The following is a 14665-nucleotide window of genomic DNA, read 5'->3' on the forward strand; positions in this document are numbered from 1 at the left end:
GGTCCGCCCGAACAGCCGCTCCCCGGTGCTCGTCAGGCCCCGAGCAGCTCGCCCGCCGGCGGCAGCGATTTGGTGCGCTGCGTCTCCACCACGAAGATGAAGACCGAGGCGCCGATGATCATCGCCGCGCCGAGCCAGAACCAGGGCGAGGGCACCTGGTTGAGCAGGACCCAGCCCAGCACCGCGCTCAGCGGCACCTTGAGATCGCCGAACGGCTGCAGATAGGTGGCGTCGGCGATCTTGTAGCCGGCCGCCAGCAGATATTGCGCCACGGCGGTCAGCACGCCGAGCGCCAGCAGCAGCCACAGGCCGGCGCCCGTCGGCAGCGCGAACGGAAAACCGGTGGCGAGGCCGGCCGGCGCCAGCGCCGGCAGCAGCCACGCCCAGGCGGTGGCGACCAGCAGGATCAGCAGGTGGTTGGGGGTGATCAGGACGAGCAGCGAGATTGTCAGGGTTTCGGGGCTCTCCTCGCGCGACAGGTATTTGGTGAGGACGTCCGTGGTGGCCCACAGCGCCGCCGCGCCGACCGGCACCAGCGTCAGCGGGCTGAAGCCCTCGGTGCCGACGCCCGAGACGATGATGGCGCCGGCGAAGGCCACCAGCGCGGCGACGAGGCGGGCCGCCGAGACGCGCTCGTGCAGGAACAGCGCCGAGCCGAGGATGATGAACAGCGGTCCGGTCGAGAGCAGCGTCACCATCTGCCAGATCGGCACGCCGGCGGCGAAGCCATAGACGAAGACGTGGACGCCGAGCGCCGAGACGAAGGCGCGGAGTTCGTGCGCCAGCGGATGGCGCGTGCGCAGATTCCTGAGGCCGATGCGCAGGATCAGCGGCAGCGCGATGACGGTGGCGATGAGGTATTGCCAGAACGCCATTCCGGTCGAGGCCATGCCGAAGCCGCCATATTGCTCGGGGGTCGGCAACAGCGATTGCGGGATGTTGCTGCCGGCCAGCGCCAGGCTTGCCAGAAGCATCAGGATGGGGCCCCAGACGAGGCCGGTGCGGGAGGTCGAGGAAAGCTGGCTCATTGTCGATCCTTTCGTAACCAGTTTCCTCAGGGTTACGGGATCGGGGACGACGGTCCGGCCGGCCAATAGCCGGACCGGGCCAGATGGCCCTAACGCCCATTCTCTTTCATCCGGACTGTGACCGTCGGCCTGGGAATCGCACCCAATCTGCTGACACCCGGCTCTTTGCTGGTCGCGCGGTCGAACCGGAAAACCGGCGACCACTTTCCTGACCACGCTCCGAAACCGGGCCGCTCGCGGGCTAGGCGGCCGGAGCCGCCATTACCGCCGGTGGGGAATTGCACCCCGCCCTGAGAACGTTATGCGCCGGTCCATCGTGAACCGGCGATGGAGAGATAGCGCCGCACCGGCTCGGGATCAATGCATGATTGCGCAACAATGCGGTCGCCATGGGCGGCGAATGCGGAACGATCGTCCCGACGCGGGACGGCTATTGCTGCGAGATCTTGTTCTTGTCGGCCAGTTCGTTGAGCGAGTCCGAGGTGAGGCAGAGCGCCGTCTTCTGGTACTGCCCCGGGCTCAGGGCGTCGTTGACGCGCTTGGCCGCCTCGGCGCACGCCGCCTGGCTCTGGAACGAGGCGAGGGCGGTGAAATCGGGCAGGGTGCTGCCGGACGACACCACGTAGAGAATGAAGATCATTGCTGCGTTGGCCAAAAATCCCTCCCGAATCGCCGGCGCGGCCGCAGCCTATCACGCGGGCGGCAGCTCGGGCCGCAGCAGCCGTTCCGCCAGGAGCCGCAAAGGCGGGCCGAGCTCGGCGGGAGAGTGCGCCCTGTGGCCGATGCCGGCCGCGGCGGCGAGCAGCATCTGCGTCAGCAGGCGGGCGCGGACGATGCCGGCGCGGCTGAGCTCGGCTTCGAGCGCGGCGGCGAGCTCGGCGTCGAGGGCGCGGAACTGCGCGCCGGAGAGGCGGGCGTCGGTGCCCGCGCCGTAGAGCTCCGCGGCGTGCGGCGAGCCGCTGAGCAGGCGCATGGCGGCCCGGTGCTTGGCGACGAGCGCGGCGCCGACGCGCTGCACCAGGTCGCCGTCGCCGGCGAGCGCCGTGAGGAAATCGCCGCGCCAGAGCGCGACCTGCTGCTCGACGAGGCGCGAAAAGATCGCCGCCTTGTCGGGAAAGCAGGCATAGAGCGTCGGCTTGGCGACGCCGGCGGCGCGCGCGATGGCCTCCATCGAGGTGCCGCGCAGGCCGTGCTTGAGGAACAGCGTCGTCGCCGCCTCCAGGATCGCCTCGCGCTTGCCGGTGGATACCGCCATCGATGCCTCATTGAACGGAATGAACGGATAGCATACAGTTCGTTCAATTGCTACGGAGACCCCAGATGGACGACCTCGTGCTGCTCACCGGCATTTCCGGCTTCCTCGGCGGCCATGTCGGGCTGGCGCTGCTCAAGGCGGGCTATCGCGTGCGTGGTTCGGTGCGCGACCTGGGCAAGGCCGACAAGGTGCGCGCCAGCCTGCAGCGGGCGGGCGGCGACGTGTCGCGCCTCGATTTCGTGGCGCTCGAGCTCAATTCCGACGCCGGCTGGGACGCGGCGATGCGCGGCGTGCGCTATCTGCAGCACACGGCTTCGCCCTTCGTCACCAACATGCCCAAGGACCGGATGGAGCTGATCCGGCCGGCGGTGGACGGCACGCGCCGGGCGCTGCAGGCCGCCCTCGCGGCCGAGGTCGAGCGCATCGTCGTCACCTCGTCGATGGCGGCGATCGCCTACGGCCACTCCAGGGACCGCAGCACGCCGTTCACCGGCGCCGACTGGACCGATCTCGCGGGGCGGGGCGTCAACGCCTATGTCGAATCCAAGACGCTGGCCGAACGCGAGGCCTGGACCGTCATCGACAGCGCCGGCCGGCACGACGATCTCGCCACCATCAATCCGAGCGTCATCCTCGGGCCGCTGCTCGACGACGATCCGGGCACCTCGGCGGCGCTGGTGGGGCGGCTGATGAACGGCAGCGTTCCCGCCGCGGCGCGCATCTATTTCTCGGTGATCGACGCGCGCGACGTGGCCGAAGCGCACGTCAGGGCGATGACGGCGCCGGAAGCCGGGGGGCGCCGCTACGCCATCGGGGACAGGACGCTGAGCCTGCTCGAATTCGCCGATGTGGTGCGGGCCGGGCTGCCGGAGTTTTCGCCGCGCCTGCCCAAGCGCGAGGTGCCCGACTGGATGGTGCGGCTGTTCGCCTTCGTCGACAAGGACATCCGCGGCAATGTCGGCGAGCTCGGCGTGGAGCGGCGCATCGATGCGCGCGACGCCGTCGCGCTCCTGGGCCACCCGCTGATCGCCGCCCCCGAGGCGGTGCTCGCCACGGCGCGCAGCCTCGTCGCGCAGGGCCTCGTCAAGCAGCCGTGAGAGTGGAAAAAAGGGGCTAGGCCAACGCCTCGCGATTGGCTATATGGCGCGCACCGTGCGGACGGGGCTGTAGCTCAGTTGGGAGAGCGTATCGTTCGCAATGATAAGGTCAGGGGTTCGATTCCCCTCAGCTCCACCACTCTTTCGCACGGCACCCTCAGGGTTATAAGACCTTGAACCGCAAGGCGGTTTCCGCGGTTCGATAGCCGGTCTTCCGGTCATGGGCCAGATGCCGCCGTGCGAGGATGGCCTGCGACTTTCCGCTTCTCTATCGTTCCGGATGCTCCTACGAGTCTTCGCACGCCGGCAGGAGCGCAGGCTTGCGATCGGCCTGATCGCCCTCGATCAGGGGCCTCTGACCGTGCCGCAGGTTTTCGAGGGGCTGGCCGCCTACAGGAGAGCAATCGCCATCTTGTATGGCCGTCGGGAGGAACTGCGCCCGTGGGGCGTTGAGTAGCCGGGACGGAGCGAGGGATGTTTCTCACTCCCTACATCGCGCATGATGTTGCGATCAAAGCCTGGGGCAGAGTTCTCGATCGATAGGCGTCGTGTGCATGTCGCCGGCGCAGCTCGCGGCCTGGCCGCGCAGCACCCTGCGTCTGTTGCGGCGTCCGGAGCTCAAAGTCCGGGCGGCCGGTGCCTCACCCCCACCAGAAGATGGTGGCGATGATGATGTAGAGGCCGATCAGCGCCGCGCCGTCGACCACATCGGCGCGGCCGTCCACGGTCACCACCGTGACCACGAGCACCGACAGGAAGAGCGCTGCGGCGAGTATCGGCGGGATCACCAGCGTGAACGGCGTGCCGCCGATGGCGAAGCTGACGAGGATCAGGATGGGGATCAGCGCCACGGCGACCTGCAGGGCGCCGTTGAGCACGACGCTGAGCGCCAGGTCGGCCTTGCCCTCGGCCGCCAGCCGGATGCCGACGACATTCTCGACGGCGTTGCCGGCGATGGCGACGATGACGAGACCGGCGAAGGCCTGGTTGATCCCGAGCGTCTGCATTGCCGGCTGGAGCGCGTCGACGAACCAGTCCGAGACCAGCGCTGCCGCGATACCGCACGCGATCAGCACACCGGCCGCAAGGAGGAGCGGCCAGGCACCGTCCCGCCGATGCGCCTTGGCACTTACCGTCCGTTGTCCGTGGGTGAGCACGGTCCAGGTCTGGACCGCGAAGACGAGCAGCAGAACGATGGCGCAGACCACCGCCAGGGGCTGCTCATGCGCGCCGGCCGGAAGATGCAGCTCGTCGGCGAGCGTCGGCAGCACCAGGGCGCAGACCGCCAGGAGGAGCAGGGTTGCGATCATCCGTGGCGCCTGGTCCTCGAATCTCAGCACGCCGTGCCTGGCGCCGCCCATGACGAAGGCGAGACCCAGTACGAGAAGCGCGTTGACGAGGATCGAGCCGATCAGCGAGGTCTGGACTACGACGACGAGACCCGCCCGGAGCGCGAAGATGGCGACGAAGAGCTCGGGCAAATTGCCGACGATCGACTGCACGATGCCGGTTGCCGCCGGCCCGAGATAGACCCCGAGCTGATCGGTCGCCTCGCCGATCACATAGGCGATGCCGGCCAGTGCCAGGGCGCAGACGACAAAACTCGGTATTGCCTCGACACCCAGCACGTGCAGCACCGCGGCGAGCACGACCAGGACGGCCGATGCTGCCATGGCCAGCAGGGCGCTGCGTTCGACCGTTGCGAGCATTTGCTTTAGCTCCCCGTTGCAAATTCGATCTGCCGGAATGGTATCGACATTCGGCCGGCTGTGCATGTTGCCCCGACGATTGTCGATCGGGCCGAACCGTAGCGTGCTGAAGGGGCGGCATCTGGGGACGATGCAGCGGCCCTATGCGTTCCGTCATTGCCTATGGAGCGAGCGGCTGCCGTCAAATGCAGGTCAGCGCATGCCCTAGCGTCCCAACACCTTATCGGCCAAAGCCATGGCCGATGAGGATGGAGTCCCCCGACAACCCCTTGCGAATCAGGCCGAGGACACGGTTCCTGCCGCCCTGCGGCTCACCAGTTGGTCACCGAGCCGTCGCGGCGGGTCAGATGCGGGGCTTCCCAGAATTCGAAGCTTTGTTTCTTCAGGGCGTCTTCGTTGACCTCGATGCCGAGGCCGGGAGCGTCGGAGACGGGGTAGACGGCGCCGGCGAGGCGAGGCTGCACGGGGAAGAATACGGAATTGTCGAAGCCGAGCTTTTCGTATTGCGTGGTGCGGGTTTCGAGCCAGGCGAAATTGGGCACGGCGGCGGCGAAGTGCACGGTGGCGGCGGTGCAGACGGGGCCGAGCGGATTGTGCGGCATCATGTCGACGTAGTGCGCCTCGCTCCAGCCGGCGATCTTCATCGCCTCGGTCAGGCCGCCGACGTTGCACACATCGATGCGGTTGAACTGGTGGATGCCGCGCTCGATGTAGGGCAGGAACTGCCATTTGCTGGCAAATTCCTCGCCGATGGCGAAGGGCACATCGGTCATGGTGCGCAGCGATTCGTAGGCTTCGGGGGTCTCGTCGCGGATCGGCTCCTCGAGGAAGTCGAGCGTGCCCGACGGCATCTTCTGGCAGAAGCTGGCGGTCTCGGCGACGCTCAGCCGGTGATGGTAGTCGATGCCCAGCACCACGTCGTCGCCCAGCGCCTCGCGCGCCTTGACCATCCATCTGGCGGTGGGGCCGATGGACACGCGCGGCTCGAACACGTTGCCGGCGAGCTGGTGGTCGTGCGGGAAGAAGCGGATCACGGTCCAGCCGCCCTCCAGCAAGGCGCGGGCCTGGTCGAGCATGGCCTCGCCGGGCTGCGCCGAGGTCGAGGCGAAGGTGGGGATGTGGTCGCGCTGCTTGCCGCCGAGCAGCTCGTACACCGGCACGCCGAGCGCCTTTCCCTTGATGTCGTGGAGCGCGATGTCGAGCGCCGAGATGGCCGCCTGCAGCACGCGGCCGCCCTCGAAATACTGGCTGCGGTAGAGCTCCTGCCAGATCCGGCCGATCTGCATCGGGTCGCGGCCGACAAGAAATTCGCGGAAATGCTCGAGCGCGCCGGCGACCGCCTTCTCGCGGCCCGAGAGGCCGCTTTCGCCCCAGCCGAAGACACCCTCGTCGGTCTCGACCTTGACCAGCATCTGGTTACGGGTGCCCACCCATACCGGGTAGGGCCTGATGGCAGTGATTTTCATGTGGTGACGCCTTCGGGACTCAGTTGCGCGGCAACGCCTGCTGCGTTTCGCCGTCGAACAGATGCAACTTGTCCTGGTCGAACTCAACCCATACCGGTTCGTCGGGCACGATGGGCACCTGCGGCTCGAGGCTGACGATGACGATATGGCCGCCCAGATACACCTGGGCGAAGGTGATGTCGCCGGTCGGCTCGACCGTATAGACCTTGCCGGCGACGGCGCCGGGCACGGCGCTCTTGTGCACCTTGAGGGTCGAATGGCGGGCCCCCAGGATCACCTTGGCGGTCGTCGCCCGGGCAACGCGGCGGGCGTTTTCGGGGCTGAGCGGCAGGCTCCAGCCGTCGGGGCTGCGAAGCGTCGCGGCGCCAGCGTCGGTGCCGGCCTCGAGCGGGATGAGGCTCATGGCGGGGGAGCCGACGAAGCCGGCAACGAAGGTGTTCTTGGGGTGCGCGAACACTTCGGCGGGCGAATCGTATTGCTGCAGCACGCCGCCGCTCATCACCGCCATCTTGTCGGCCATGGTGACGGCTTCGAGCTGGTCGTGCGTCACGTAGATCACGGTGGCCCTGAGGTCCTGGTGGAAGCGCTTGATCTCCGAGCGCATCTGCACGCGCAGCTTGGCGTCGAGGTTGCTGAGCGGCTCGTCCATCAGGAAGGCGCGCGGATCGCGCACCAGCGCCCGGCCGAGCGCCACGCGCTGCTGCTGGCCGCCCGACAGCTCGCGCGGGCGGCGCTCGAGCAGGTGGGTGATGTCGAGCACCTTGGCGGCCGCCAGCACCTTGGCTTCGATGTCGGCGCGCGGCAGCCGGCGCATCTGCAACGGGAAGGCGAGGTTCTTGAACACGGTCTTGTTGGGGTAGAGCGCGTAGTTCTGGAACACCATCGCAATGTCGCGATCCTTGGGATCGAGGTCGTTGACCAGCCGGTCGCCGATATAGATATCGCCGCCCGAAAGCGGAATCAGCCCGGCGACGAGGTTGAGCGTCGTGGTCTTGCCGCAGCCGGAGGGGCCGACCAGCGCCACGAACTCGCCGTCGTCGATCTCGATCGAGACGTGGTCGACGGCATAGATGGGGCCGTATGTCTTGACGAGATCCCGAAGCACCACTTGGGCCATTGTGCAACCTTCTAGTGTTTGACGGCGCCTTCGGTGAGGGCACGCACGAAATATCGCTGGAGGACGAGGAAGAGAACGACGACCGGCACGCTCATCATGAAGCTTGCCGCCATGAGCCCGGGAAAGTCGGTGGTGTTCTCGGAAAAGAAGCGCTGGATGCCGACCGGCAAAGTGAGCTGGTCGTTCCTGGTGAGGAAGGTGTAGGCGTAGATGTATTCGTTCCAGGCGCCGATGAAGGAGTAGATCGCGGTGGCGATGATGCCCGGCATCGACAGCGGCATCACGATCACCAGGAAGGCGCGGAAGCGCGTGGCGCCGTCGATGCGCGCCGCCTGCTCGAGCTGGATTGGAATGTTGTCGTAAAAGCCCTTGAGCAGCCAGATCGCCAGCGGCAGGCCGAAGGTCATGTAGGTGAGGATCAGCGAGCCGTGCGTGTTCACCAGGCCGAGGAAGCGCATCAGGATGAAGAGCGGCACGAGGAAGATGACCGCCGGGAACATGTTGCGCAGCAGCACGGAAAAGAACAGGAACCGGCGTCCGGGGAAGTGGAAGCGCGAAAACGCATAGGCGGCCGGCACCGCGACCGCCACGCTCAGCACCGTGGTGACCGACGACACGAAGAGGCTGTTCCAGAAGAACCGCAGGAAGTCCTGGCCGACGCTGTTCTGCGGATCGAGCAGCTTCTGGTAGCTGGCGAGGGTCGGCTCCGACGGCCACCATTGCGGCGGGAACTGCATCGCCGCGAAGCCGGATTTGATCGAGGTCAGCAGCATCCAGATCATGGGCACCGCGGTGTAGAGCAGCATCAGCACGAGGAAGCCGCGGCCGGCCCAGCGCCAGCCGTCGATCGGCTTGCGGCGGCGCGGCCGGGCGGCGGCCGGGGTGTCGGCGATCGCGCTCATCCCTCGGCCTCCTTGCGTTCGCCGCGGCTGAGCGCGCGGACGTAGAAATAGCCGAGCGTCATCAGGATGATGAACAGCAGGACCGAATAGGCGGCGGCTACGCCCCAGCGCTGCCGGCCGAAAGCGAGCTCGTAGATGTGGGTGATCCAGATATGCGAGGCATTGGACGGGCCGCCGCCGGTCATGATCCAGGGGATGATGAAGGAATTGAAGTTGGCCACGGCCAGCAGCAGCACGGTGACGGTCGACACGCTGCGCAGATGCGGGAAGGTGACGTGCCAGAAGCGCTGCCAGGCGGAGGCGCCGTCGACCTGCGCGGCGCGCAGCAGCTGATCGGGCACCGTCTGCAGGCCGGCCATCAGCATGATCATGGCGAAGGGGAATTCGCGCCAGACATTGACCACGATGAGCGAGGGCAGCACGGTGTTGACGCTGTCGATGAAATTGGGCGGCCGGCTCAGGAGGCCGAGCTCCACCAGCACCGCGCCGATCACCCCGAAATCGGAATGGTAGATCCACTTCCAGATGTAGGACGCGGCGACTGCGCTGATGACCCAGGGAATGATCAGGATGGCGCGCAGCACGCCGCGGCCGATGAAATCGCGATGCAAGGCGAGCGCCGAGCCGAGGCCGAACACGAACGACACCACGGTGGAGGCGAGCGTCCAGATGATGGTGTTCAGCGTCACGCGCCAGAACACCTCGCTGGTGAGGATCGCCGTGTAGTTCTCGAGGCCGATGAAGACCTTGTCCTTGAGCTGCAGGCCGGGCGGGGTTTTGAAGAAGGACAGGTCGATCGTGTAGTAGATCGGGTAGGCGATGACGATGAGCATCACCACCAGCGCCGGCAGCACGTAGAGATAGTCCGTCCGATTGATCCAGGCCTGCCGCAGCACTCCGGACCGCGCGGCCGGGGTTCGGCGCGGAGCGCCGGCCTCTCCTGTTACCGTGGTCATCGTCGCGCCGCCCCAGTCGTTTCAGGATCGGAAGCCAGCAGCGCCGAAGCGCCGCCGGCCGGGAGAGTCGCCGCTGGCTCTAGAGCCCGCCTCCGCTCATCAGGTCCTTGACCTTCTTGGCCGCGTCGTCCGCCGCCTGGTCCACCGTCATGGCGCCGGTCAGGGCGTTCTGCAGCATGTCCGGGACGATGATGTTCATGATCTCGGGCGATTGCGGCAGGGCCGGGAACGGGATGCCGTAGGGCAGCATCGAGGTGGTGACGTCGAGGAACTTCGTCTTTTCCAGGCGCTCCTTCATCAGCGTGGTGAGGAAGCCGTTGAGGTTGCCCGGATTGGAGCCGACATAGGCCATCTTGAGCGACCATTCCGGGCTCGTCCACATGCAGATCAGCGCCTTGGCCGCCGGCTCGTCCACCTTGCCGCCCTCGACATATTCGGGCTTGAGGATGTGGATGTTGGAGCCGCCGAAGACCACGGCGCGCTTGCCGTCCGGACCGGTCGGGATCAGGCCGTAGCGCATGTTGTCGATGACGGTCTGCGCCTTGGCGGTGTCGGTTCCCGTCGTCTTCTTCAGCAGGTCCTGCATCACGTTGTAGTCGGACGGATGCGAGATCATCATGCCGAGCTGGCCGGCAAGGAACAGCGGCTGGTTGTCCGCCTGCTGGTTGGTGAGGGCCGAGACCGGCACCGATTTGTCGCGGACATACATGTCGTACGACGCCTGCAGGGCCTGCTTGCTCTGCGGGCTGTCGAGCTCGACGTTCTGGTAGGTCGGGTTGGCGCTCGCTTCGTCGAACACGCCGCCGCCATAGGCCCAGAGCTGCGGCATGAAGCGGTAGGGCGTGTTGCCGGCGTTCTTGCGGGCCACCAGGCCGTAGCCGGCAATGCCGAGCTTGTCGTGGATCTGCTTGGAGTATTTGACGACGTCGTCCCAGGTTGCCGGCGGCTTGTCCGGGTCGAGGCCGGCGCGCTTGAAGATGTCGGCGTTCCAGATGAACGCCATGGTCTCGTTGTTGGTGGGAATGCCGTAGCTGACGCCCTGCCAGGTGACGGCCTTCATGGCGCCGGGCCAGAAGTCCTCGGTCGAATAACCCACGTCCTCGGGCTTCAGCGGCTGCAGATAGCCCTTCGCGGCGAATTCGGTGCCGCCCAGGATCTGCAGGCGGATGGCCATCGGCGCGGCATTGCCCAGGAGCGCGGTGCGGAACTTGTCGAGCAGATCGTTATAGGTGATGCCCTGCTCTTCGAGATCGATGTTGGGATAGGTCTTGCGGAAGGTCTCGAAGAATTCCTTGTAGTACTGCCGCAGGACGTCGGGATCGCCTTCGAACACGCCCTGGTACCAGAAGGTCAGGTGCCCCTTGTAGTCGAGCGGGGTGACCTTGGCGCAGTCGGCAGCGGTGTCGAAATCCTTGGTGCCGGCGATCGATTTCACATAGTCCGGCGACCATTTGCTCAGATCGACCGGCGGCGCCGCCAATGCCGACGTCGACATCGCCGACGCCAGGAATGCAGAGGCGACCGCACCGCGCAACACGGCGGCGCCGAGTTTCAAACTCGTCATTGAATCCTCCAGATTCTCCCATTCCGCCCATGCGAGGGCATGAGCGGTCTCTGATCGGAGGGGTGTCTTATCGTTCTTGTGTATCCCCCCGCTCGGCTTGTACGGTTTCAGATCATGGATTGCGTGTCAACGTGAATGGATCGTACATTGTTCAATGTGAGCAATGTATGATAGCACACCGATGGTGTCATCGGCTTGGGGAGCGTCGCTTGGCGAAGACCAGCGAGTTCAGGATTTCGCCGCCAGCCGGCCTCGAGGAGATCGACGTCTCGAGTCAGCGGGCGCTGTCGCTGTACGAGATCATTCGCGACGACATCATTTCGGGGCGGCTGAAGCCGAACGAACGGCTGGTGGTCGCCGATCTGGCCGAGCAGCTCGGGACCTCGACCAATCCGGTGCGCGAAGCGCTGCAATTGCTGCGCGGCGAGGGCTTCGTGATCTTCTCGCCCAATCGCGGCGCGCGCGTGCGCCCCATCGACCAGGATTTCGTGCGCAACATCTACGAGATCAGCGCCCTGATCGAGCCGGCGCTGACGCGCTGGTTCGTGGGTATGGCGACCGACGCCGACATTGCCGAGCTGGAGCGGATCGAGCGGCTGATCGAGCAGAACAATTTCGTGGATCCCGTCCTGCACAGCGGGTTGGACGTGCAGTTCCACACCGTCATGTATCAGCGCCACTACAACCGGCACGCCGCCGAAATCTGGTGGAAGCATCGCCAGGTGCTGCGGGCGGTCAACCAGCGCTTCAACTACACGGTGGCGCGGCGTGGCCAGGTGATCCGCGATCACCGCGAGCTGATCGGGCTGGTCAAGGCCGGCGACGCCGAGCAGGCGGCAGCGGTGGTCGCCCGGCACGTGGAAGGCTCGGGCCGGCATCTGCTCGAGCTGATGCGCGCCTACGACGCCGCCAAGGCCGGGTAGAGTTCCGTTCTATCGGTGGCCGCAAGAGTTCATGGAAAGGCAAGAGCAATGAAGATCACCGGTGTCAAACCGTGGCTAATCAAATCGGCCGCCTCGTATTGGGGCGAGTTCCTGTTCATCGAGATCACGACGGACGAAGGCGTCAGCGGCTGGGGCGAGATCACCACCACCACCAAGCTCGCCAACCGCGCCCTGTGCGCGATGCTGCGGCAGATCGGCTCGTCGCTGGTGGGCGAGGATCCGGCAAAGATCGAATATCTCTGGCACAAGACCTTCCGCAGCTACACCTATATGGGCAGCCGCGGCGCGGCGGTCGAATGCGTCAGCGCCATCGACATCGCGCTGTGGGATATCCGCGGCAAGGTGCTGGGCAAGCCGATCTACGAACTGCTGGGCGGTGCGGTGCGCGACGAGATCGCGCTCTACACCCATCCCGACCAGCGCAAATTCACCAGCAAGGAGGGTGTCGTCAACGAGATCCGCGACATCGTCAGATCCGGGCACACGGCGCTGAAGTTCGACCCCTACGAGTACCAGGGCGAAATCGTCGACGGGCGGGCGCGCGAACAGCGCAACGGCTATCTCGACGGCAGCATGACGCGCAAGGACGAGCGCGCGGCGGCGGAACTGACGGCCCTGATCCGCGAGACGACCGGCCCCGACATCGAAATCCTGATCGACGCGCATGGGCGTTTCGACGTGCCGACCGCGATCCGACTCTGCCGCAGCCTCGAAGAGGCGGGGGACATCGACTGGTTCGAGGAGCCCTGTCCGCCGGAAAGCGTCAATGCGCTCAAGCAGGTGCGCGAGAAGGTCAGCGCGCCGATCTCGTGGGGGGAACGCGGCCATACCAAATGGGACTTCGTGCCGATCCTCGAGAACAAGCTCGCCGACTACATCATGCCGGACGTGACCTGGACCGGCGGCATCACCGAACTCAAGAAGATCTCGGCCCTGTGCGAGGCCCACTACATTCCGGTGTCGCCGCACGACGCGGCCGGCCCGATCAACGTCGTCGCCGGCGCGCAGGTGATGATGACGGTGCCCAACTTCTACAAGCTCGAAACGTCGGAGTGGAACCTCAACAAATACAACGATCTGATCGACACGCCGCTCGACAACTCCAACGGCAGCCTGAAGCTCCCCAACAAGCCCGGACTCGGCTACGAGATGAACCGGGACTATCTCGAAGCGAACGCCATCGACGTTTGACCGGGACGAACCCGATCGGGCGGCAACGGGCCGCCGACGCCAGGAAAACCACAGGGAGCATGTCATGGCCAAGGCGGGTCGCGCCGACGAAGCCCTCAACCGGGTCAACACCAGGTCGCGGCCGTCCGAGCTTCGCATCACCGACATGCGGGTGGCCGAAATTGTCGGGGCGCCGTTCACCTCGGCGCTGCTGAAGATCTACACCAACCAGGGCATCGTGGGCCTGGGCGAGGTGCGCGACGGCGCCAGCGCCACCTTCGCGCTGATGCTGAAGAGCCGGCTGCTCGGCGAAAATCCCTGCGACATCGACCGGCTGTTCCGCCGCATCAGGCAGTTCGGCGGCCACGGCCGGCAGGGCGGGGGCGTATCGGCGGTCGAGATCGCGCTGTGGGATCTCGCCGGCAAGGCCTATGGCGTGCCGATCTACCAGATGCTGGGCGGCCGCTTCCGCGAGAAGGTGCGCATCTATTGCGACACCGACGCCGAAAAGCCGAGCGGCACGGAGACCGGCAAGCGGCTCAAGGAACGCATGGAGCTCGGCTTCACCTTCCTCAAGATGGATCTGGGGCTGATGCAGATCGCCGACGTGCCGGGCGCGGTGGTGGCGCCCGCCGGCTCGCTCGAAGGCTATCGCGTCCACCCTGGCCGCGGCCCGGTGAAGACGCTCGAGGACCGGCGCGCCCGCAACGCCGTCTACGACATCCACAATGTGCGCCACCCGTTCAGCGGGCTGCACTTCACCGACAAGGGCATCGACCTGTTGGAGCAGTACATCCACGAGGTGCGCGAGGTGGTGGGCTACGAGATCCCGCTTGCCATCGACCATGTCGGCCACATCTCGCTGCAGAACGGCATTCGCCTGGCGCGGCGGATCGAGAAATACGTGCCGGCCTGGCTCGAGGACGTGATCCCCTGGCAGTACACCGAGCAGTACCGGCAACTGCAGCAGGCGACCACGGTGCCGATCTGCACCGGCGAGGACATCTATCTCAAGGAGGGTTTCGCGCCGCTGCTCGAGGCCGGCATCTCGGTGATCCATCCGGACCTGCTGACCGCCGGCGGCATCCTCGAAACCAAGAAGATCGGCGACATGGCGCAGGAGCAGGGCGTCGCCATGGCCATCCACATGGCCGAGAGCCCGATCGCGGCGATGGCCGCGGCGCATGTCGCCATCGCCACCGAGAATTTCATGGCGCTCGAATATCACTCCGTCGACGTGCCGTGGTGGGACGACATCGTCACCGGCCTGCCCAGGCCGCTGGTCAAGGACGGCTTCATCACCGTGCCCGACAAGCCCGGACTCGGCATCGACGACGTGGTCGACGAGGTGATCGGCCAGCATCTGCAGCCGGGCGTCAGCGGCATCTGGCAGCCGACCGACCGCTGGGACGACGAATACTCCTGGGATCGCACCTGGAGCTGAAACGAAAGACAAC

Annotated in this window: 13 protein-coding genes, 1 tRNA gene and 1 riboswitch; of the genes, 5 read left to right on the top strand and 9 right to left on the bottom strand. The window is 66.2% G+C overall.

What is annotated here, in order from left to right:
• Window positions 1–32: 32 nt before the first annotated feature.
• The 3 genes from BGO82_RS02300 to BGO82_RS02310 all read right to left on the bottom strand — a co-directional run bounded on the left by BGO82_RS02300 (window position 33) and on the right by BGO82_RS02310 (window position 2283).
• On the bottom strand, window positions 33–1028 hold the full coding sequence (locus BGO82_RS02300; protein WP_291303923.1) for a DMT family transporter: 996 nt from the start codon (window positions 1026–1028) through the stop codon (window positions 33–35).
• Between the two features lie 94 nt (window positions 1029–1122).
• Window positions 1123–1330: riboswitch (FMN riboswitch) on the bottom strand.
• A gap of 128 nt (window positions 1331–1458) precedes the next feature.
• Entirely contained in the window at window positions 1459–1683 is a 225-nt protein-coding gene (locus BGO82_RS02305) for a hypothetical protein (protein ID WP_291303924.1), read from the bottom strand.
• A gap of 36 nt (window positions 1684–1719) precedes the next feature.
• Entirely contained in the window at window positions 1720–2283 is a 564-nt protein-coding gene (locus tag BGO82_RS02310) for a TetR/AcrR family transcriptional regulator (RefSeq protein ID WP_291303925.1), read from the bottom strand.
• A gap of 65 nt (window positions 2284–2348) precedes the next feature.
• On the opposite strand from BGO82_RS02310, the gene BGO82_RS02315 reads away from it, so the two are divergent.
• Together BGO82_RS02315 and BGO82_RS02320 are read left to right on the top strand one after the other, a co-directional pair.
• Window positions 2349–3380 carry an NAD-dependent epimerase/dehydratase family protein gene (locus BGO82_RS02315; protein ID WP_291303926.1) on the top strand — a complete coding sequence of 344 codons (1032 nt, stop codon included), beginning with the start codon at window positions 2349–2351 and terminating at the stop codon, window positions 3378–3380.
• A gap of 63 nt (window positions 3381–3443) precedes the next feature.
• Window positions 3444–3519 (top strand) — tRNA-Ala (locus BGO82_RS02320).
• Between the two features lie 502 nt (window positions 3520–4021).
• On the opposite strand, the gene BGO82_RS02325 is transcribed toward BGO82_RS02320, so the two are convergent.
• The 6 genes from BGO82_RS02325 to BGO82_RS02350 all read right to left on the bottom strand — a co-directional run bounded on the left by BGO82_RS02325 (window position 4022) and on the right by BGO82_RS02350 (window position 11094).
• The gene (locus BGO82_RS02325) at window positions 4022–5089 is read right to left on the bottom strand and encodes a sodium:proton exchanger (RefSeq protein ID WP_291303927.1); all 1068 of its coding nucleotides are present in this window, start codon (window positions 5087–5089) and stop codon (window positions 4022–4024) included.
• A gap of 311 nt (window positions 5090–5400) precedes the next feature.
• A complete protein-coding gene (locus BGO82_RS02330; RefSeq protein ID WP_291303928.1) occupies window positions 5401–6555 on the bottom strand; it encodes a mandelate racemase/muconate lactonizing enzyme family protein in 1155 nt (384 codons plus the stop codon).
• 19 nt (window positions 6556–6574) lie between these two features.
• A complete protein-coding gene (locus BGO82_RS02335) occupies window positions 6575–7672 on the bottom strand; it encodes an ABC transporter ATP-binding protein (protein WP_291303929.1) in 1098 nt (365 codons plus the stop codon).
• An 11-nt stretch (window positions 7673–7683) separates the two neighbouring features.
• On the bottom strand, window positions 7684–8574 hold the full coding sequence (locus BGO82_RS02340) for a carbohydrate ABC transporter permease (protein ID WP_291303930.1): 891 nt from the start codon (window positions 8572–8574) through the stop codon (window positions 7684–7686).
• On the bottom strand, window positions 8571–9530 hold the full coding sequence (locus BGO82_RS02345) for a sugar ABC transporter permease (protein ID WP_291303931.1): 960 nt from the start codon (window positions 9528–9530) through the stop codon (window positions 8571–8573). The genes BGO82_RS02340 and BGO82_RS02345 overlap by 4 nt, the downstream gene beginning before the upstream one ends.
• Before the next feature lie 79 nt (window positions 9531–9609).
• Window positions 9610–11094: a sugar ABC transporter substrate-binding protein gene (locus BGO82_RS02350; RefSeq protein WP_291303932.1), complete on the bottom strand. Its 1485-nt coding sequence runs from the start codon at window positions 11092–11094 to the stop codon at window positions 9610–9612.
• Window positions 11095–11303: 209 nt separating this feature from the next.
• Between BGO82_RS02350 and BGO82_RS02355 the strand changes: the two genes are divergently transcribed.
• From BGO82_RS02355 to BGO82_RS02365, 3 genes are all read left to right on the top strand, one after another.
• On the top strand, window positions 11304–12017 hold the full coding sequence (locus BGO82_RS02355) for a GntR family transcriptional regulator (protein ID WP_291303933.1): 714 nt from the start codon (window positions 11304–11306) through the stop codon (window positions 12015–12017).
• A gap of 48 nt (window positions 12018–12065) precedes the next feature.
• Window positions 12066–13229, top strand: coding sequence for a mandelate racemase/muconate lactonizing enzyme family protein (locus BGO82_RS02360; protein WP_291303934.1), 1164 nt, complete (start codon window positions 12066–12068; stop codon window positions 13227–13229).
• Window positions 13230–13293: 64 nt separating this feature from the next.
• Window positions 13294–14652 (top strand): mandelate racemase/muconate lactonizing enzyme family protein, encoded by a 1359-nt coding sequence (locus BGO82_RS02365; RefSeq protein ID WP_291303935.1) that lies wholly within the window; start codon window positions 13294–13296, stop codon window positions 14650–14652.
• The last annotated feature ends 13 nt before the right edge of the window (window positions 14653–14665 follow it).

This window comes from Devosia sp. 67-54 (assembly GCF_001899075.1).
Lineage (GTDB): Bacteria > Pseudomonadota > Alphaproteobacteria > Rhizobiales > Devosiaceae > Devosia_A.